The organism is Streptomyces sp. NPDC059900 (genome assembly GCF_050270335.1).
In the GTDB taxonomy this organism is placed as follows: domain Bacteria; phylum Actinomycetota; class Actinomycetes; order Streptomycetales; family Streptomycetaceae; genus Streptomyces.
Genome location: NZ_JBNNJZ010000115.1, coordinates 1 through 19,358 on the forward strand (window position 1 = coordinate 1; position 19,358 = coordinate 19,358).

Genomic DNA, 19,358 nt, shown 5'->3' on the forward strand with positions numbered 1-19,358 from the left:
GTTGCCGACGCTGTGATGACGGCCGTGACGGCGGCATTTTCCCGAGAGGAGACACGATGGCTGGGATCGGACCGGTACAACTCCTGACGGTCGAGTTCGGGCCCGACGCCAAATTCGAGGGACGGATCATCGAGGAACTGGCGATCCTCGAGGCGAACGGCCAGATCCGCGTCCTCGACATGCTCTTCGTGCGCAAGGAGCCCGGCGGGAATCTGTTCGCCCTGGACTTCCAGGCGGAGGGCATGGGCGAGACGGTCGCCGCGCTGCTGGGCATCTCGGGAGAGGAGATGCAGGCGGCGGAGGCGATGGACCCGAGCCTGGCCGAGGGCAACGCCTTCGGCCTGACCCTGGACGAGATCAGGGAGATGGCCGACTCCCTGGACGCGGGGGCCGCGGCGGCCTTCATCCTGCTGGAGCACGTGTGGGCCAAGTACCTGCGCAAAGCCCTCCGTGACGCCGGTGCCGTCCCGGTCGCCGAGGGCTTCCTCACCGAGGAGGCAATAGCCCCCATCATCGCCGAACTGACGGCTATGGCAGAGAAGTTGGGCGATCCGGTCACGGCAGCGGTACGGCCGGACCCGACCACCCGCAATCACCGGAGGAGGGCCTGATGGCCGACCTGGTCGTACTCGGATTTTCGGACAAGGAGAAGGCGGAGGGAGTTCTGCGGCTCGCCAAGGAACTCTCCCGCCAGGAACTGCTCGACCTGGAGGACGCGGCGATCGCCTGGCGGACCATGGACGGCAAGCTCCATGTGCACCAGACGTTCAACACCACGGCCACCGGCGCGGCCGGCGGCGCCCTGTGGGGCTCGCTGTTCGGACTGCTCTTCCTGATGCCGGTGTTCGGTGCCGCGGTGGGCGCCGCCACCGGAGCCATCGCCGGAAAGCTCTCCGACATCGGCATCAACGACGCCTTCGTCAAGGAGACCGCGAGCACCCTGGAGCCGGGGCGCGCGGCGCTCTTCGCCCTCGTGCGGCGCTCGACACCCGACCGCGTACGTGACGCGGTACGTCCCTTCAACCCCACCGTGATCCGCACGTCGCTCACCAAGGACCGCGAAGAGGAACTGATCGAGGCCCTGCGGGAGAAGTGACCGAAGCGGCCCGGCGCTCCGGATCGGGCCGCCGCGGCAGGCGCCGTCTCATCCCGGGATTTCATCCGGGTGAGATGGCGCTTGCTGTGTGCTCCCGCCGTCCGGTCGACCCCATACTTGCCGCAGCCGCCACACTTTGCTCCGAGAGCGAGGTGCCGCCCATGGCCGAGTGCTCAAGCCCTTCACCGGACACCGGCCCCGGCCGGGCGTCCGCCGGTACGGCGCCCGCAGTGCCCAGCTGGCTCGTACCCCGGCCCCGCCTGACCGACCGCCTTGCCCGGGGCGTCCTCGGCCCCCTGACCGTCATCGTGGGTCCCGTGGGCGCGGGCAAGACGGCGCTGGCCCTGGAGTGGGCGCACACCCGGCGCCTGCCGGGCCCGCTCGCCTGGGTCACCTGCGACGGCCGGGCCGAGCAGTCCGGCGTCTTCTGGCCGCGCGTGATCGGCGCACTGCGCGAGGCCGGGGTCGACCTGCCCGATTCCCTCACCCCGGAGGCCGAACCGCTGCTCGTGGCGGCACTCGCCGCCGAACTCAACCAGCACGGGACACCGGTGGTCCTGGTCCTCGACGACTTCCAGCCCGCTCCCGGCTCCCCCATCGCGGAAGGTGTCAGCAGCCTCCTGCGGCACCTTCCGGGGGTGTTGCGCCTGGTCGTGCTGGCCCGCCGGGACCCTCCCCTGCATCTGCACCGCGGCCGGCTCACCAGCGAGGTGACCGAGCTACGCACCGATGACCTCGCCTTCGACGACCGGGAGACGACCGCACTGCTTGCCCAGCACGGCATCGACGTGCCCAAGCAGACGGTGAGCACGCTGCGCCGGCGCACGGACGGCTGGGCGGCGGGGCTGCGCCTGGCGGCGATGTCCATGGAGAAGCAGAGCGATCCCGAGCGGTTCGTGGCGCAGTTCGCCGGCGACGACGAGGCCATCGCCAGCTATCTCGTCGAGGAGGTGCTCGACCTGCAACCCGAGGGCATGCGCCGGCTGCTGCTCACCACGAGCGTCCTGGACCACATGAACGCCGAACTGGCCGTCGAGCTCTCCGGCGAGGACGCGGGCCGGCACTTCGCCTCGCTCGTCCGGGAGAACTCCTTCCTGCAACCCGTCGGCCAGGGCTGGTACCGCTGCCACCAGATGTTCGCCGACGTGCTGCGCATGTGCCTGCGCCACGAGACGCCCGCCCTGGTCGCGCCGCTGCACCGCCGCGCGGCGGCCTGGCTCGGCGAGCACGGTCTGCTTGCCGACGCCGTACGCCACCTGCTGGCCGCGGGCGACCGGGACCAGGCGGGCCGGCTGATCGTGGACCGCCTCGCGATCGGCCAGGTGCTCGGCCTCACCAGACTGCGGCTGCCGAACGACCTGACCCGGCAGCTGCCCGAACAACTGCCGGCAACGGACCCCGAACCCGCCCTGCTCGCCGCGGCGATCGCCCGCGTGCACGACGACGATCCGCTGTGCGGCCGCCATCTCGAACTGGCCGAGAAGCTGCTGGCCGACCTGACGGCGGACGAGGACCGCGTGGCCCGCTGCCGCCTGGCCCACGCCGTGATCCGTATGGACCAGGCGCGCTCCGGGGCTCCCCATGAGGCCCGCGTCGCCGCCGCCGACGCGGAATCCGCCCTCGCGCAGCTGCCCCACACGGCCCTGGCCCAGCATCCCGAGATCGTTGCGCTGACCCTGGCCATCCGTGGCGGCGGCGAGTTGCGCGAGGGCCGGCTCAAGGCCGCGGAGGCTTCCCTGACCGGCGGGCTCAAGGCCGCGGGCGCCGCCGGGAACGGCGCGCTGCGCCGGGACTGCCTCATCGAGCTCGCGCTCCTTGACGCCCTGCGCGGCCGTTTCCGTGCCGCCGACGAACTGGCCGCCCAGGCCACCCAGCCGCCGCTGCCCGCGTGGACCGTGGCCGAGCGCTCTCAGGCTGCCCTGCATCTGGTCCGCGCATGGGTCGAACTCGCGCGCGGCGAACCGGGCCGTGCCAAGCGCGAGCTCACCGGTGTCCGTGCCGCGTTGAGCGGCCTGCCGGATGCGTTCCTCTCCGAGGTCGGCTCCCTCGTGGCGGGTCTTGCCACGGCGGTGGAACGCAGCGGTTCGGCGCCCGTGCCGGTCATCGCTGACGTGGTGGCCGCGTCCCGGCTGCCCCGTCCCGTGCTGCGGGCGGTGACGCCCGCGTGCGCCTCCCTGCTCGACACCGCCCGGCATCGCGTCACCGTCGCCGCCCTGCCCCGGCAGAGGGGCGCAGGCCCGGCCCCCGGCCCCGTCACCGCCCCGCCGGCCCCCACCGAGCGGCTCAGCGCACGGGAGCGGGACGTCCTGGACCGGCTGGCCCAGATGATGACCACCGAGGAGATCGCCGAGGAGCTCTACCTCTCGGTGAACACGGTGAAGACCCATCTCAAGAGCGTCTACCGCAAACTCGCCGTGACCCGGCGCTCGGCCGCGGTCCGGCGAGCCCGCGAACTGCAGATCCTCTAGCAGGAACCGGACGGGTGACGGTACGGCGCCCTAACAGAGGCCCAGCGCACGGCCGCGCTGTACCGCCTCCTCCCGGCAGGACACGCCCAGCTTCCGGTACACCTCGCGCACATGGCTCTTGACCGTGTTCACCGACACGTACAGACCGTCGGCTATCTGACGTAGCGACACCTCCTGCTGCAATCGGCGCAGCACGGCCAGCTGGCACTGCGTCAACGGCTCATCGGAGGGCTGCCGTACGGGCCGCTCCGGCCGCGCGGGCACGGAGGCCAGCACGGCGGCGGCCTCGCCCACCAGCGCCTCCGCGCTGCGCACATCGTCCATGCCGCCGGCGATCCGCACCAGGGTGCCCGCCACCCACACCAGACACGTCGTCACGGTCCGGTCGGCCGCCTGTTCCTCCCGGCTGAGCACATGCAACCGCCCGTGCAGGACGGAGACTCCGTCCGCCACTCCCCCAAAGCCGCTCCCCGGCTCCGCGCACAGCGCCACGGACATGCCCCTCACCTCCCCTTGTGCAGGGCAATACCCCTACACCGTGGGGCGGCGGGCACGGCTGCGGAAGAGGACGGTCGGCCCTTTTCCACGGGGGCCGGCGCTCCTCTCCCGCAGAGTCGGTGGCGCGCTCTAGGCACCGGCGTCGGCGGCGGGCAGCCGGCGCACTTCGAGGAGTTCGAGCCCGAGGGCCTGGATGCGATCGAGGATCCCGTACAGCGCGGCCTGGTCGAGTCCCGCGCCCACGAGCACCGTTTCCGCCGGGCGCAGTACGACCGTCATCTCGCCGAACGCCGACCGGAAGGCCTCCCCGATCCTGCCCCGGACGCGGATCTCGAAGTCGGCGCCGCCGGGTGGAGTCCCGGCCGGTCCGGGCCCCGAGTCCTCCTGTGCCCCGCCCATGGCGACACCTCCTGTACGACGGCTCGGCCATCGGCCGTCATTCTCGCGGCGCAGTGGCCGACGGCATCACCTTGCGCGGGTGACGGCGCCCCCAGCTGGGCTTGTGGGCTCATCCCTTGCGGGTGAACCGGAGCGGCGGCGCCGGGCGGATGCTCCGGATTCACCCAGGAGGAGGATGGACATGGCAGAGCAGATGTCACGGGGCCAGGCGCGTTCCGACGCACCCGAACCGCAGCCACGCGTCAATCCCGTCGCCGTCGGCGGCGTTGTCTTCGCCGTGTGCGTGCTGGGCATCATCGGCACGTTCCACGCGATCGCGGGGCTCTCCGCGGTCCTCGGCGACAACTACTACCAGTCGCAGAGCGACTATCCCTTCGACTTCGACGCCAACGTCCGCGGCTGGATCCAGATGATCTCCGGCGTCATCATCGTCGCGGCGGCTTTCCAGCTTTTCAACGGCCGTACGTGGGCCCGTACCGTCGGCATCATCGTGGCGGCGCTCAGCGCGTTCGAGAACTTCTTCTTCACTCCCTACCACCCGGTGTGGTCGGCCATCATCATCGCCCTCGACGTCCTGGTGATCTGGTCGCTGACCGTGTACGGCCCGCGCCAGGCGCACAAGGTCTACGGGTCGCCGCTCTAGGCGGCGTTCTCGGCGTCCCGGCCCGCTCAGCGCCCGGAGGCAAGGCCGAGCCTGCCGATCAGCCGCCAGTCGAGGCGCGGCCGCTCCCGGTAGGCCCCCGGCCGCTTCCGGGGGACGATCACCCGCAGGGCTCCCGGCCGCACCTCGCAGTGCACGGGGACGCGCAGGTGCACCGCCTCGCCGTCGATGCCGGCCGGGATCTCCTCCTGATCGGCGTCGACGACCACGGAGGCGGCCGTGGCCCGGCTCAGCCCGGCGGCCTGCCCTGCGCGCAACAGCCCCGCGGCCTGTGCGGCGCTGGTGACCCGCACGCCGACGCAGCCGAGCACCCCGCCGTCCAGGCGCGTGCGGCGCCCGAGCCCGGCGATGTCGTTGGTGCCGTAGGGGTTGTTGCTGACCAGCAGGGCCTGCGGCTCGGGGAACTCGTGCTCCCCGGCACGCGCCGTAAGGCGGGCGCCCTGCTCCCCCAGGAGGAGGTCGGGCAGGAGCTTGAGGGTGGTGCGCGTCTTGTCGTCCCGGTAGGCCGGGCTCTGCACCACCTCGGCATACGCCCCGAACGACACGTTGTTGACAAAGGGCCGCCCGCCGGCCCGGCCCAGGTCCACCCGCAGTTCCACCCCGTCGCGCAACGCGTCCAGGGCCGTCGAGGGATCGTCGCGGTCCAGGCCCAGATCCAGGGCGAAGTGGTTGCGGGTGCCCGCGGGGATGACCAGGAAGGGCAGGTCGAGGGCGGAGGCGACCTCGGCGACCAGCGCCTGGGTTCCGTCGCCGCCCGCGACCCCCAGCAGATCGGCGCCCCCGGCCGCGCACTTGTGGGCCAGGGCCGCCACATCGGTCTCGCCGGGGCCTTCCAGGAGCACCACTTCGGCTCCCAGCGCGATGGCCGTCTCGCGCAGCCGGAACCGGTGCACCTTGCCGCCGCCGGAGCGCGGATTCATGATCAGGACCGGGCGGCGGAAGGTCCCGGCCGGCTGCTCGGGCATCGGCTCCGGTGCCTTGTGCCGGGCCAGAGCCGCACGACCCGTCCCCGCGGCAAGAAGCCACAGCGCACCGGAGACCAGGACCACCCAGGTGAGCCGGGCCCGGGTGAACTCCACGACCACCCAGATCGGCGCGGCGAGCGCGAGAAGCACCGCCAGGATGCGCGGCAGGCCGCGCCTGCTGAGGATCCACCACACCGCGGCGGCCGTGATCGCCAGGCCCGCGAGCCCCACGCCCAGCAGCGCGAAGGTCTTGAACCCCGCGAAGACCGCCAGCACCAGGACCGCGGCAGCGGCGGATGCCAGGGACGCACGGGCCAGCCAGCGCTGTCCTCGCATCGTCGGTTCCATGCCTTCAGTCTGCGGTCTCGCGGCGCACCCGGCCTCACCCCTCAGAGGCGACCTCACACCGCCGGGGTGACGCCGGGCGGCCCCACCTCGCCCAGAGTCCTCAGCGCCTGGAGGGAGCGCGCCATGACCGAGACCACGCACCATCACCTGACCCCGCGGGAGCGGGCGGCCCTGGGAAAGGCCGGCCGGTCCCGTGCCCGGCGGTCCGAGCACGCCGAGTTCGCGCCCGCGCCGGGCCGGCCCGACCCGGTCGACGTGATCGAGCGGCAGTCGGCGAGCAGGCTCCCGGAGCTCGTGCCGATCCGCTACGGCCGCATGCTGGAGTCGCCGTTCCGGTTCTTCCGGGGAGCGGCCGCCATCATGGCCACCGATCTGGCCGCCACCCCGTCCAGCGGCCTGCGCGCCCAGCTGTGCGGGGACGCCCACATGCTGAACTTCCGGCTGCTCGCTTCACCGGAGCGGCACCTGATGTTCGACATCAACGACTTCGACGAGACGCTTCCCGGGCCGTGGGAATGGGACGTCAAACGCCTGGTGGTCAGCCTCGTCATCGCCGGGCGCGACAACGGCTTCAGCACCTCGGAGCGTTCCCGCGTGGTGCGCTCGACGGTGCGCGCGTACCGGGAATCGATGAGCGAGTTCGCCCGGATGCGGACGATCGACGTGTGGTACTCGCGGATCGACGCGGAGGAGCTGTACGCCAGGCGCTCCGCCAAGCTGGACACGCGAGCGCGGCGCAGGGTCTCCCGCACGCTCAGCAAGGCCCGCACCCGTGATCACCTCCAGGCCCTCGAAAAGCTCGCCCGGGTGGTCGACGGCCAGCTGCGGCTCGCGCCCGACCCGCCCCTGATCACACCGCTCGGCGATCTCGCGCCGGGCGTCGAGCGCAAACAGCTCGAGCACCAGCTGCGGGAACTGATCGACCGGTACGGCCTGACGCTGCCCGCCGACCGCCGGGCGCTGCTCGCCCAGTACCGGGTGGTCGACATGGCCCGCAAGGTGGTCGGGGTGGGCAGCGTGGGCACCCGCTGCTGGATCGTGCTGCTGCTCGGGCGGGACGACGGCGACCCTCTCCTGCTCCAGGCCAAGGAGGCCTCGGCATCGGTCCTTGCGGAGTTCGCGGGCGCCAGCAGCCTCGCCAACCAGGGGGAACGGGTCGTCGCCGGACAGCGTCTGATGCAGGCGACCAGCGACATGTTCCTGGGCTGGGAGCGGGTCGAAGGACTCGACGGCAGCCAACGCGACTTCTACGTACGGCAGTTGCGGGACTGGAAGGCCATCCCCCAGGCCGAGCTGATGACCCCCGACCAGATGCGGCTGTTCGGCCGGATGTGCGGGGCGGCCCTGGCCCGCGCGCATGCCCGTTCCGGCGACCGGATCGCCATCGCCGCCTATCTGGGCGGCTCCGACCCCTTCGACCGGGCCCTGGCACGGTTCGCGGAGTCGTACGCCGACCAGAACGAGCGCGACCACCGGGCGCTGGCCGCCGCGGTACGGGAGGGCCGGGTGACCGCGATGTCGGAGTCGGGCGCGGACGGTGCGCCGGCGGAGTGAGGCGCGAGCGGCACGTCGGCGGAGCGGGGCGCCGGCGGCCCGCCGAGCCAGTGCCGCAGGAACTCCTCCTGGGCGAGCACCCGGCCGACGGCGACACCGAACACGATGGTGGTGAAGTACAGGATCAGCCAGGACAGCACGGTGAACACCGATCCGAGCGCCGCATAGCGCTGCTCGCTCATCCGCAGCGCACGCGGCAGCCACAGCCCCGAGGCGGCGCTGAACGCGGCCCCGCCCACGCCCGCGAGGACCGCGCCCGGCAGCAGGGGCAGCCAGGGCACCCGGTTGGCCAGCAGCAGATGCTGGGTCCACCACCACATCAGCACGGCGGCCAGCGACTGCAGGAGAACCCCCAGGACGGGTCCGGCGCCGAACGCCCGGTGCAGCGTGCCCTGCACGATGAGCATCGCGATCCACACCAGGAGCCACACGGCCCACCGCCAGGCCACGAGCCGCACGCCGGAGCGCGGCAGGTCCCAGGAGCGTTCGCACATGCGCTGCAGGGCGCGGGTGAAGGCCGTCGCGGACACCACCGCGACCAGCACGCTCGCCGCGCCCCAGTTGTGCAGCGCGGTGTCCCCGGCCGAGGACACCACCTCGGCCCGCGCCACGACGGGCCCGCCCGATCCGAGCATGGTGCGCAGCGAGCGCATCAGTTCCTGCCGCACGGCCTGCGGGCTGAAGGAGGCCACCGCGATGAGCATCGGCAGCGCGGCCAGGAACGCCTGCGCCGCCAGACGCGTCGACATGTCGAGAATGGTGACGCGCACCAGCTGCTGCACGACGCGCCCCGCCAGCGGCAGGGCCGCGAAGACGATCCGCATGACGGTGTCCTCTCGTAGCAGGGGCTCGCCCCTGCCGGACACCCTCCGGTCCGCCGCCTCGCGGCACGTCGCCCGCTCCGGGTGACGTACGCCCGCCCGGCCGCCGCGGGTCAGTGGCGCCGTGAGCGGATCACGGTGGCGCGGGGGCCGACTGCCAGGCGGCGCAGAGAGCCAGGCGCATGTAGCCGTCCGGGGTGCGGTGCAGTTGCAGGCCGTCGGCCGCGTCCGGGGAGGCCTGCAGAGGGTCGACGCCGGGGCACAGTCCCGCCAGTTCGAGGGTGTCGTGGCGTGACACCGGCAGCCAGGCGGGCGGCCGGGGGCTCTTGCCGTCGTAGTCGGTCACCGCCAGCGTGATCCGCGCCTCGTGCACGCTGATCAGCAGCCGGATGCGTGCCGCGCTGCTGTGCGTGATCACGTAGTGCGCCGCGACGCTGGCCGCGTCGCTCATCCGGTGGGCCAGCGGCCTCGACGCCCCGGATGCCGTGAGCACCGCCAGGGCCACCTCGCCCAGGACGTCCACGGAGTCCCCCGCGCGCCCGGCTTCCAGCGCCAGGGCCGTCATGTGCCCGTCCTGCCCGGCGCCTTCGGGAGACGCCTGGTCCTGCGGGGTGATGCGGGGCAGCCTCGCCATGCGCACGGTGCGTCCCATCGACGCCTCCCCACGCCGCGGAAACAGAGCAGACATCATGCGCACCGCCGGGGCAGATGGTTCGCACGGGGCAGGTGCGCGTACACCGGATACGCCGGGGTCAGGGGCGTGACATCGACGTTACGGCGCCCCACCCGCACGGTCCAGTCCGCTTGACGCCAACCCTTCCGTATCGCCAATTCCACCGAAATAAAACCGAGTTCACCAGAAGAGTGTCCAACAGGGCCCGATGGGTCCATTATTGAACCCCCTCGCTTGCCTGCCCCCACCAGGGCGGATGAGGGCTGTACGGACCGTTGCCGCGGCCGGGCACTCCACCCGCGCCGCGATCCACCGGTTCGCCTCGCACGATCACCCAAGACCCCGGTGCGCCCGACCACTCCCTCTCGGCACAGTCAGGCCTCGTCCACACCGAGGATGCCATCATGATCGACGGCGCCCCGCCCACCACCGGGCATCTGCACACATACCGCACTCAGGGTCACCTGGTCCTGGAGTTCCACGGCGAGATCGACGTCAACGCCGCTCTCGACATGGCCCCGGCCCTGGACGCCCACACGACACATCCCGCCCTCTCCGTGATCATCGACCTCAGCCAGATCGAGTTCTTCGACTGCTCGGGACTGCGCCTGCTGTGCCGGGCCCGGCGCCGCATCCTGGATCACAGCGGGGAGCTGCAACTGGTCTGCGATCACCCGCTGACCCTGCACATCCTGCGGGTCACCGGCCTCTTCCCGGGCTTCGACCCCGTGGCGAGCCTCAAGGAAGCCCTCGACCGGTCCGGCAACGTCGAGCAGGCAGGCTGACCCACCGCCTCACCTCTCGGGGCCGGCGTCTGGAATGCTCTCCTGACGGATCATCCGCAGACGCACCGCCCGAGAGGAGAAGCATGCAGCCGCCGTCCACGATCGGCCAGCTCGTGGCCCTCGTACTGCTTCTCCTGCCGGGGCTGACCTATCAGTTCCTGCGCGAGCGCTGGCGCGGCCCGGTCGCCGCAGAGGCCCAGCTCCCGGAGCGCATACTCCGCGCGATCACGGCGAGCGTCGCCCTGAACGGGGTGTACGCCGTTGCCGCGGGGCCCGCCCTCGTCGAGGCATGGCGCAAGGCGGAGCGCTCCGGGGTGAGCGCGCTGGCGGCCGAGCACCCGAGGACGCTCGGCCTGTGGGTGCTGCTGCTCTTCCTCGGCGTGCCCGCGGCGGCCGCGGCCGCCGTCTCCTACCGGGAGCGGCGCCGCGCCCGGTCCGTCTACCGGCCGGTGCCGACGGCGTGGGACTACGCCTTCGGTACCCGCGCCGGCAGCGGGGCACGCTTCGTGCGGGCGCGGCTCAAGGACGGGACGTGGGTCGGGGGCTGGTTCGGCACCCGCTCGTACGCCTCGGGCTATCCGCAGGAGGCGGACCTGTACCTTCAGGTGTCGTACCGGATGGGCGCGGACGGCTCCTTCGGGCCGCGGGTGGAGTCCACGGACGGCATCTACCTCCGGATGGCCGATCTCGACCTCGTGGAACTGGTCAACGCCCCCGAAGGGAACCGCAATGACAGTGCCGGATGACGAACTGACGCCGTGGGAGCGAGACTTCCTCGAGAATCCCGCCGAGCCCCGCGGCTATCAGCCCCGGGGGGACGCGCAGGGGCCCGACGAGCCGCCGGAGCCGCCGCGCGGTCCTGCGGGGGCGTCGCCTCCGGGCCCCGACGCGCGCCGTACGGACCCCGACGACCCCGCGTCCGCCGGGGCCTGACCCGCTAACCTGCGTCACCATGATGCGCGTATGGATCTCGCCCGCGGTTCTCATGCTCTGCGGCCTCGTCGTTGCCGCCGGGCAGCTGTTCAGGGGAAACCCCGCCGCGGCCGTGGCACTCCTGCTGCTGTTCGTGCTGCTCGCAGCCGTGACCTCGCCCCTGGTCTTCCCGCGCTCGGTCGGCGCGCGGGAGGCGGAGCGCCGCAGCGCGGCCGACGGCCGCCCGATCGTCTTCTGGCGGCCGGGCTGCACGTACTGCCTGCGCCTGCGCATCCGACTGGGCTCCCGCGCCCGGCAGTTGCACTGGGTCAACATCTGGCGCGACCCGGCCGGCGCGGCAGTGGTGAGGTCGGCCAACGACGGCAACGAGACCGTTCCGACGGTCCTCGTCGCGGGCACCCCGCACGTCAACCCCGATCCCGCGTGGGTACGCGGACAGCTTGCCTCCTCCGCGTGATCGCGGGCCCGCAGTTCCGGGCTCAGGCACCCGCGTGAAGATGCGCCGCCCACAGCGAAGGCGCGCGTACCAGGCGGTCGCGCGCGGTGCGCACGGCCGCGTGCAGCGCACGGGCGGCACGGCCGGTGTCGGCGGTTCCCGCTTCGGTGACCAGATCGGCGTAGAAGGCGTCCGCGAGGTGAGCGGCGAAGCGGTCGTCGATCTCCCAGAGGGTGCCCACCACGTGGCGGAAGCCGGCGAGTTGGAACGCCGTGGTGAGGTGGATCGCCTCGTCGACCAGGTCCGTGGACTCACCGACGGCGGTCCTGCACGCCGAGAGGTACGCCAGTTCAGCCCCGTCCAGCGCGACGGGCGCAAGGCCCGCCACCGTCAGCGGCCGGTCTTGGTGGTCACGGAGAAGCAGCCGGCTGCGTGAGGGGTCGGCGGCATCACTGACGCCGTGGCACGCGAAGTGCGCGATGGCGCAGTCCGGGAGGCGGTCGAGGACGTCCGCCGTGGACGCCTCGGTGAGCATCACCGGACGGGGCAGCCTGGCGGCGACGCGCTCGGCCTCGAGGCGGGCATGGGGCAGCGGGGTGGCTCCGGGCGTCTCGGCCATGACGGAGATCAGCGAAGTACCGGTGGATACAGGGACCGGGCCGGGCCCGGTGGGTGCGGGGGCCGGGCCGGCTCCGGTGGATGCGGCGCGAGTCTCGGTCACGCCGGTCGTGCCGGGCGCGGGCAGGGGGCGGCGTGCGTGGCGCAGGGCTTGCACAGTGGGGGTGTAGGAGGAGACGACGCGATCCATGACCGTGCGCTCGCCCCGGCCGCCTGCCGCCTCCGGGTGGTGGCCTGCGGCGTGCAGCGGCAGCGCGCTCAACGCCCCGCCCGGCGCCCACCAGATGCGGGGCCAGGTCGCGCCGTCCGGGGGCGTGCCGTGGTGGCCCAGATGTTCCAGGACGGGCCCTGCTGCGACGTCCCAGAGCCAGCCGAGGACTTCGTGCAGCGCCTCCTGTGCGGCAAGGCGCGTGGGCTGCTCCGGGTCCGCGGTCCGGGCCAGCGCCTGGTGGAAGTCGGCCGCGCGCTTCGCCAGGGTGGCCGGGTCGAGCCCCGGCAGCGGCAGGTGCGTCACGCCGTCGGCGGTCAGCAGCAGAGCGTCGCTGCGTAGGTGCGTCACGTTGAGCGCGACGATCGCCCCTTCATCGGCGTGGGCGCGCAGTTCCGTGTCGTCCGGCGGCAACAGGAACGCCGCGAAGCCGTCGAGCGCGCGGATCTCGCCCAGCACGGCGGCGAGTTCGGCGGCGAGGCGTCGGCGGGCCTCGGTGCCGGTGGGCCGCAGCGGATCGCCGGGCGTGCCGGAATCCAGCGGGTTGTGCAGAGCCGCGTCGTCCAGGCTGCGGCGGAGCCGCTCGAAGCGCACCGCCAGGTCGGGACTGTGCGCACGCAGGGCCGTCAGATCGCCCCGCGTGGCGAGGAGTTGCCCCAGGAGCACGGCCCGGCCCTGCTCCAGGAGACGCAGGGCCTGGACCGGCTCCGCTCCGGCCGCCAGCGCTCGGGCCGCGGCCTCAGCGGCCAGGCCGGAGAACCCGCGCAGGGTGTGCTGCTGATCCCAGCGGTTGAGTGCGCGGGGCGCGGTGTGCGGCAGCAGGTGCACCGCGTCCGCCAAGAGGCCCGCCGCTTCGGCCGGATGCTCGTCGCCGATCAGTGCCGCTGCCAGGCGGGCCGCCTCGACCCGCAGTGACGGTGCGGCCTCGGTGTCCCCTGCGACCTCGGTCAGCAGGGCGCGCGCCTCACCGGCCGGGTCCGGTTGCGCTGCCGTTGCCGTTGCCGTTGCCGTTGCCGCACGCGAAACCGCCGCCCCCGCCAGTGCCTGGGCGAGCCGCCACAGCCGCGTGGGGCGGCGCGTGTCTCCCGGGGCCAAGGTTGCCAGAGAGCTCCGGTGCGCGGCGATGGCCTCGTCCAGATCCCGCTCGCTGCCGTCGCTTCCCCAGCGGGCGTGCAGTGCGCTGCCCAGGCCGGACCGGCACTGTCCGTGGAAGGGGTGACCGAGGGGTGCCGCGTCGGCCGCGGCGCGCAGCAACTCCACCACGGTGTCCAGGTCGTGGCGGTTCCCGGTGTCCAGGTCGCGCCCGCCCCCGGTGTGCGGCCCGTAGCGGTCCCAGTGGATCGCGGCGGCGTTGGCCAGCGCGGCCGGCCTGCGCGGATGGCCGGCCGGCAGCATGCGTTCCACCTCCGCGGCCAGGTCAGCCGCCGCCGAGAGATCCGCGGGGTCGGCGGTGCGCCGGTGGCGGGCCTGCAGCATCGTCTGCAGACCGGTGAGGGCCAGATCGCGCTCCGGATGGTCCGCGGGGAGCGCGGCGACCGCCTCTTCGCAGGCTGCCCGGGCCGCCGCCATGTCGTCCTGCGAGCCGGACTCGTCGGCCCGTTGCCACAGGGCGCGGCCAAGGACGTTCCACAGCCGCGGCCAGTCGGTCTGGCCGGGGGACGCGGTGGCGACAGCCTCTCGCGCCGACAGCACGGCGGCGTCCGTGTCGCCCTGCTCCATCAGCGCGGTGGCCAGTGCACTGAGGAGCCGCTGCCTGCGCGGGGATCCGGACGGCACGGACTCGACCGCCCGGCGGAGCACCGCCACCGCGGCGGCTGCCTCGTCCGGGTCGCCGGTGCGCCGGAAGGCCTCGAGCCGGGCGTTGCCCAACTCGAGGAGCCGCTCTGCCTGCCGGGGATCGGCGGGGTCCCCGGCAGCCGCCGCCTGCCGCGCGGCGGCCAGGGTGGCATCCAGGTCGTCCGCTCTGTTGGACAACTCGTAGGTGCGCAGCAGGGCGGCGGCGAGGCCCGCCAGGACGTCGGCGTGATCGGGCCCGTCCCCGAACCCCGCAGCGAGCGCCTGCCGGGCGGCGGCCACGGCCCTGACGAGGTCTTCGGGGTCCTGCCGCCAGTCGAACCGGGTGATCAGCGCTCCGCAGAGGTTGGCAAGGCACTGCACGCGGACGTCGTAGCCGACCGGCGTCACGCGCGTGGCTTCCTCGTGGGTCCGAATCGCCTCGTCGAGATCGCCTCCACGCGGGGTGTCCGTCGTATCCGTCGGTCGCGCTGTCCCTGCTGTCCCTGCTGTCCCCATGGCCCCTGTTGTCCCTGATGCCTCGGCTCGGTGCCGCAGCCGTTCGCCGAGCTGGGAGAGGCAGTACGCGCGCAGCCACGGGTGCCCGGCAGCGGCGGTCACCGCCGCCCGGCAGATCCGCACCGCCTCGGCGATCTCCTCGGCCGAACCGCTCGCACCACCCCGGCCGCCCAGGGCGATGCCGAGCCTGACCAGGGCGTCGGCATGCGACGGGTGGCCGGGCGGACTGGCGGCCACGGACGCCCGCAGGTCTTCGACGGCCATGGCGAGAGCGTTCTCGTGCCCGGCGGCCATGGCCGCGGCGAAGGACAGATCCTCCGACGCGGCGGCGTCGCGCAGCGCGGCACGTTCGGCCTCGGTCAGCGGGCGGGGTCGTACGCGCCCGTCGGCGGGAATGTGTTCGGGGAGTGCGGCTTCCGCCATCCCCAGCGGCGTGCGCCCCAGCCGCAGTTCCGCCCGGCTGAGCTCGGCGGACAGCGCCCGGCTCAGCAGCGGACCGTACGCCGCGCGGTGCGGGTGACCGGTCGGCAGTGCGTCCAGTGCCCGGCGGACGGCGGCCAATGCGGCCTCGAGGTCGCCCTCGTCACCGCGGCGGGCATACCGGTACGTACGCAGCCGGGCCGTCTCCCCCGCCACCTGCGCACGGAGCACGCCCGCTCCGGGGGCTTCGGGCACCTCCGGCACGTGCCGCAGCGCTTCGTCGAGATCCGCGTCGGCACCGGTCCGCTCGAACCGCATCCGCAGCGCGGAGAGGAGTTTCACCTCCACCTCCGCGCGCTCCGGAGCGTCCGTGGGGCAGGCCGCGACGGCTGCCCGCCCGGCCTCGACGGCTTCTTCGAGATCGGCGGCGGCACCGCTCCAGCGGTACACGTACTGCTGGGCGAAGCACAGCGAGTCCAGGTACGAACGCCGGTCGGGGGCCTTCTCGGGCAGCACCTCGACCAGGCGGCGGCAGATCCGGGCCGCCTCCGTCAGCGACGCCCGGTCGAGGCCGCTGCTCATCACCTCTCTGAACAGGCGCTGCGCCCGGGATGCCGCCGCCTCCACGAGCCGCGGCAGCAACGGCTCCGGAAGGGGTTCCAGGCCGAAGACGAAGCACGGCGTGAGCGCGTCGACCGCGGCCCGGAGATCGGCGGGATCACTGTCGTCGGGCCGCACGGCGAACCGTGCCCAGTGGCACCAGCCGAGGACGAGCCAGACGTCGCGGGGCGCCCCTTGCACGCACAGCTCGCGCACTCCGTCGAGCAGCTCGGGATCCCGCACCCGCAGCGGATCCGCGGAACTCGCCGCGTCGTTCAGCCGTGCCCACGCCTCGCCGATATCCACGCCAATGACCTTAGCCATCAAGGCTGTTGGGATCACATGCGCTCGCGCGGCTCAGGGACGTTCCCGGAGCCCCGTCGCCCGGCTCACGAATGCGGCGTGCAGCTCGCGTACAGCACGCGGGAAGGAATCGCTGCGGCGCCGCTGGAGTACCACCAGGACGCGGGTGGTCTCGTCGGTGAGCGGCCGGTGCGTGATCATTCCGGCCCGCTCCAGGGGATCGCCCACGACACTGAAGTCGGGCAGGAGCGCGGCGCCGAGGCCTTCGGCCACCATGAACTTTCCCAGTTCGGCGCCGTCCGTGGAGTACGCGAAGGACGGCGGGGAGCCGCCGAGCAGGCGATGGGCGTAGCGGTGCATCACATAGCCTGCGCGCATCGCGATGAACGGCTCGGTCTCCAGGTCGGCGGGCGAGACGGCACTGAGCCCGGCCAGCGGGCTGTCCGGATGCAGGCAGACCACGGGCCTGCCGCGCAGCAGCTCGGTGGTGTCGAAGTCCGGCGGGGTGTCGTCGCCGTCCAGGTAGTTGACGAGGCCGAGGTCGAAGCGGCCCTCCCGCAGGCCCCGGTGGATGTCGTCCTGCTGCGAGCCGACCATCTCCACCTGCGTCGCCGGGTGGGTCTCGCGGAAGGCGCGCACGGCGGGCACCAGGAGCGGGGCCGTGGCCGCGTTCACCGTGCCGACGCGCACCACGCGGCTCGACTGGTGCTGGTCGTGCGCCGCTCTGCGCAGCCGGTCCACCGATTCCAGTACGCCGATGATGTGCGGCAACAGCTCACGGCCCTCGTCACTGACCTTCGCCCCCGAGCGGTGACGGTCCAGGAGCGAGACGCCGAGCTCCCGCTCCAGGTTCCGCACGGTCTCGCTCAACGCGGGCTGCGAGAGGTGCAGTTCGCCCGCGGCACGGCGCAGCGAGCCTAGCCTGGTGACGGCCTCGATGTACTCCAGCTGCTCTGTCCGCATCGCGCGTGCCTCTCACCGAACCCCCGCCGTGGGAGGGAAACCCTATCAGGGCTTAGTCATTACCGACTCGACGTCCGACGGGGGCAGCTGCTTGAATCGGGGACATGAATGCAGTGCGGCCCCACCTCACGCGGCGACGGTACGTCGACCTCGCGCGGGTGTGCAGCGCCCGCTGTCGCCGCTGCCACTGAGCTGCCTCCGAGCCGCCGCCTCCGAGCGCCCGCCGGGCACTTCACCGCCTCTCGTACGCGTGAACTCCGCACTCAGCAGGGCCCTTTGGCGTCCCTGGCGGATATCTGACGGGTCACTCCACACGGATCGGGCAGCGGTGCGGCGCCCTTCGCAGTTGAACGCGCGGGTGGCCGAGGTTGATCTCGCGCTTCGTCTCGCGGTTGAGCGCGTCCGCAGGCCTGCCGCCTGCCGGCCCCTCCCAACTCCCCTCCCCCCCTCTCCCCCTGCCTCGCTGCACCGGCCCCTGAGGCCGCGTATCCGAAGGACTTCCGCCATGGCCACCGTTCTCACGCTCACCGGCAGCGCCTCCGCCCCCGGCTCCTCGCGCACCGCGCGTCTCGTCCAGCACCTGGGCCGTGACCTCGCGGCACAGGGCCATCGCGTGCGGACGCTGGACGTCCGCACGCTGCCCGCCGACGCGCTGCTGTCCGCCGACACCTCGCACCCCGCTGTCGCCGAAGCCGTCTCTCTGGTCGAGAGCGCCGACGCGCTCGTGGTCGGCACACCCGTCTACAAGGCCGCGTACTCGGGCGTCCTGAAGACCTTCCTCGACCTCCTTCCGCAGTTCGCGCTGCGCGGCAAGCGCGTCCTGCCACTGGCCACCGGCGGCTCCCCCGCCCACGTACTCGCCGTCGACTACGCGCTGCGCCCCGTCCTCACGTCGCTCGGCGCCGAGGTCGCCCAGGGCTGGTTCGTCCTGGACCGCCACATCACCGTCGCCGACGACGGAACGGTCCGGCTCACCCCGGACGCGGACGCGGGTCTGGCTCCCGTCGTGCACCGATTCCGCGAGGTGCTCACGGAGCCTTCCCGGCTCGCGGCGGCTTAGCGGTAATCGGCTTTCCCTTCCGCTCCGGTCCGTGCGCCTCTTGCCGGGCGCCGGGCCGGGGACGGCACCCCTCCTCCGTACGTGCCCCGCCCTGCCGTGTGTTGCCCCTCCGCCGTGTGTTGCCCCTCCCCGCATCCGAAAGGCCCGCCCCCATGCCCCGCATCCCCGCCTCCGACGCGGAGGCCGTCGCAGTCGCCCGCGAGGTGGCCGAGCGTCTGGCCGCCGACGACGCGCGCCGCGACGCCGAGCGCGTACTCCCGTACGACGAGGTACAAGACCTCACCGAAGCCGGGCTCTTCGCGCTCTCGGTCCCTCGTTCGCACGGCGGTCCCGGACTCCGTGCCCGCAGTCTCGGCGAGGTGTTCACCGAGCTGACGGCCGGGGACGCGAGCATCGGCCAGATCCCGCAGAACCACTACGCCTTCGTCAACGTCCTGGCCCACGCCGGCACCGAGGAACAGCGCGCGTTCTTCTACCGGGAGATCCTCGCCGGGCGGCACTTCGGCAACGCGCTCTCCGAACGCAACACCCGTACGGCCCGTGAATTCGCCATCGGCTTCGCACCGCACCCCGACGGCGGCCGGGTCCTGCACGGCACCAAGTACTACGCGACCGGTTCGCTGTTCGCCCACTGGATTCCGGTCTACGCCAACGACGAGCAGGGCCGCACCCACGCGGCCTGGGTGCCCGCCGACCATCCCGGCGTGCACGTCGAGGACGACTGGAACGGCATGGGCCAGCGCACCACCGGCAGCGGGACCGTCCGTTTCGACCAGGTGCGGGTGCCCGCCGAGCACATCGTGCCGGTGTACTCGATCTTCGAGAAGGACGAGGTGTTCGGGGCCTTCGGCCAGTATCTGCACGCGGCGATCGACACCGGTATCGCCGTCGGCGCACTGCGCGAGGGCAAGCGTCTCGTCCACGCGCTGGCCCGTCCCCGTCTGGAGGCGGGCGTGGAACGCGCCGCGGACGAGGGGGCCGTCATCGACGGCTTCGGCGAACTGGCCCTGAAGGTGCGCTCGGCGCGTGCCCTGCTGCGCGACGCGGGCGACGCCCTCGATGCCGCCCGCACCGAACTGACCGCGCACAGCGCCGCCGAGGCATCGGCCGCGGTGGCTGCCGCCCGCGCGCACTCCGACGCGGTGGCCCTGGCGGTCTCCAGCGGCATCTTCGAACTCATCGGCACCCGCTCGGCGGACCACGACCTCAATCTGCACCGCCACTGGCGCAACGCCCGCACCCACACCCTGCACGACC

Annotated in this window: 17 protein-coding genes and 1 pseudogene; 11 read left to right on the forward strand and 7 right to left on the reverse strand. The window is 72.9% G+C overall.

The genetic code is table 11. The features are described 5' to 3' along the window. The first annotated feature begins 56 nt into the window (after positions 1-56). From ACQKIP_RS17925 to ACQKIP_RS17935, 3 genes are all read left to right on the forward strand, one after another. A complete protein-coding gene (locus ACQKIP_RS17925) occupies positions 57-611 on the forward strand; it encodes a DUF1269 domain-containing protein (protein ID WP_365854231.1) in 555 nt (184 codons plus the stop codon). Then, the gene (locus ACQKIP_RS17930; protein ID WP_361182610.1) at positions 611-1,096 is read left to right on the forward strand and encodes a DUF1269 domain-containing protein; all 486 of its coding nucleotides are present in this window, start codon (positions 611-613) and stop codon (positions 1,094-1,096) included. Before ACQKIP_RS17925 ends, ACQKIP_RS17930 begins: the two co-directional genes overlap by 1 nt. Before the next feature lie 161 nt (positions 1,097-1,257). Then, complete coding sequence (locus ACQKIP_RS17935; RefSeq protein ID WP_365854234.1) at positions 1,258-3,564, forward strand: LuxR C-terminal-related transcriptional regulator; 2,307 nt, start codon at positions 1,258-1,260, stop codon at positions 3,562-3,564. 30 nt (positions 3,565-3,594) lie between these two features. Here ACQKIP_RS17935 and ACQKIP_RS17940 read toward each other — a convergent pair whose 3' ends face one another. Continuing rightward, positions 3,595-4,062: a LuxR C-terminal-related transcriptional regulator gene (locus ACQKIP_RS17940; RefSeq protein ID WP_365854236.1), complete on the reverse strand. Its 468-nt coding sequence runs from the start codon at positions 4,060-4,062 to the stop codon at positions 3,595-3,597. 129 nt (positions 4,063-4,191) lie between these two features. Then, entirely contained in the window at positions 4,192-4,461 is a 270-nt protein-coding gene (locus ACQKIP_RS17945) for a hypothetical protein (RefSeq protein ID WP_365854239.1), read from the reverse strand. A gap of 181 nt (positions 4,462-4,642) precedes the next feature. Here ACQKIP_RS17945 and ACQKIP_RS17950 point away from each other — a divergent pair, with 181 nt between their 5' ends. Further along, on the forward strand, positions 4,643-5,104 hold the full coding sequence (locus tag ACQKIP_RS17950; RefSeq protein ID WP_365854241.1) for a DUF7144 family membrane protein: 462 nt from the start codon (positions 4,643-4,645) through the stop codon (positions 5,102-5,104). A gap of 26 nt (positions 5,105-5,130) precedes the next feature. Here the strand turns inward: ACQKIP_RS17950 and ACQKIP_RS17955 are convergent, their stop codons facing one another. Further along, the gene (locus tag ACQKIP_RS17955; RefSeq protein ID WP_365854244.1) at positions 5,131-6,435 is read right to left on the reverse strand and encodes a diacylglycerol/lipid kinase family protein; all 1,305 of its coding nucleotides are present in this window, start codon (positions 6,433-6,435) and stop codon (positions 5,131-5,133) included. Between the two features lie 123 nt (positions 6,436-6,558). Between ACQKIP_RS17955 and ACQKIP_RS17960 the strand changes: the two genes are divergently transcribed. After that, positions 6,559-7,989: a DUF2252 domain-containing protein gene (locus ACQKIP_RS17960; RefSeq protein WP_365854246.1), complete on the forward strand. Its 1,431-nt coding sequence runs from the start codon at positions 6,559-6,561 to the stop codon at positions 7,987-7,989. Positions 7,990-8,069: 80 nt separating this feature from the next. Here the strand turns inward: ACQKIP_RS17960 and ACQKIP_RS17965 are convergent. Continuing rightward, positions 8,070-8,813 (reverse strand): annotated as a pseudogene (locus ACQKIP_RS17965) (YhjD/YihY/BrkB family envelope integrity protein); the annotation flags it as partial. 130 nt (positions 8,814-8,943) lie between these two features. After that, positions 8,944-9,462 (reverse strand): hypothetical protein, encoded by a 519-nt coding sequence (locus ACQKIP_RS17970; protein ID WP_365854248.1) that lies wholly within the window; start codon positions 9,460-9,462, stop codon positions 8,944-8,946. A 425-nt stretch (positions 9,463-9,887) separates the two neighbouring features. On the opposite strand from ACQKIP_RS17970, the gene ACQKIP_RS17975 reads away from it, so the two are divergent. The 4 genes from ACQKIP_RS17975 to ACQKIP_RS17990 all read left to right on the forward strand — a co-directional run bounded on the left by ACQKIP_RS17975 (position 9,888) and on the right by ACQKIP_RS17990 (position 11,658). Continuing rightward, entirely contained in the window at positions 9,888-10,268 is a 381-nt protein-coding gene (locus ACQKIP_RS17975) for an STAS domain-containing protein (protein WP_365854250.1), read from the forward strand. 83 nt (positions 10,269-10,351) lie between these two features. After that, positions 10,352-11,014, forward strand: a complete 663-nt coding sequence (locus tag ACQKIP_RS17980; RefSeq protein WP_365854253.1) for a DUF6338 family protein — start codon at positions 10,352-10,354, stop codon at positions 11,012-11,014. Continuing rightward, the gene (locus ACQKIP_RS17985; protein ID WP_365854255.1) at positions 10,998-11,201 is read left to right on the forward strand and encodes a hypothetical protein; all 204 of its coding nucleotides are present in this window, start codon (positions 10,998-11,000) and stop codon (positions 11,199-11,201) included. The genes ACQKIP_RS17980 and ACQKIP_RS17985 overlap by 17 nt, the downstream gene beginning before the upstream one ends. A 19-nt stretch (positions 11,202-11,220) precedes the next feature. After that, positions 11,221-11,658 carry a glutaredoxin domain-containing protein gene (locus tag ACQKIP_RS17990; RefSeq protein WP_365854258.1) on the forward strand — a complete coding sequence of 146 codons (438 nt, stop codon included), beginning with the start codon at positions 11,221-11,223 and terminating at the stop codon, positions 11,656-11,658. 22 nt (positions 11,659-11,680) lie between these two features. Here ACQKIP_RS17990 and ACQKIP_RS17995 read toward each other — a convergent pair whose 3' ends face one another. After that, positions 11,681-16,081: a CHAT domain-containing protein gene (locus tag ACQKIP_RS17995; protein WP_365854260.1), complete on the reverse strand. Its 4,401-nt coding sequence runs from the start codon at positions 16,079-16,081 to the stop codon at positions 11,681-11,683. 51 nt (positions 16,082-16,132) lie between these two features. Then, positions 16,133-17,041 carry a LysR family transcriptional regulator gene (locus tag ACQKIP_RS18000; RefSeq protein ID WP_365854262.1) on the reverse strand — a complete coding sequence of 303 codons (909 nt, stop codon included), beginning with the start codon at positions 17,039-17,041 and terminating at the stop codon, positions 16,133-16,135. 505 nt (positions 17,042-17,546) lie between these two features. Here ACQKIP_RS18000 and ssuE point away from each other — a divergent pair. Together ssuE and ACQKIP_RS18010 are read left to right on the forward strand one after the other, a co-directional pair. After that, positions 17,547-18,101, forward strand: coding sequence for an NADPH-dependent FMN reductase (gene ssuE, locus ACQKIP_RS18005; RefSeq protein WP_365854264.1), 555 nt, complete (start codon positions 17,547-17,549; stop codon positions 18,099-18,101). Positions 18,102-18,253: 152 nt separating this feature from the next. Further along, positions 18,254-19,358: SfnB family sulfur acquisition oxidoreductase (locus tag ACQKIP_RS18010; RefSeq protein WP_427743423.1), on the forward strand; the 1,105-nt coding region annotated here is incomplete at its 3' end.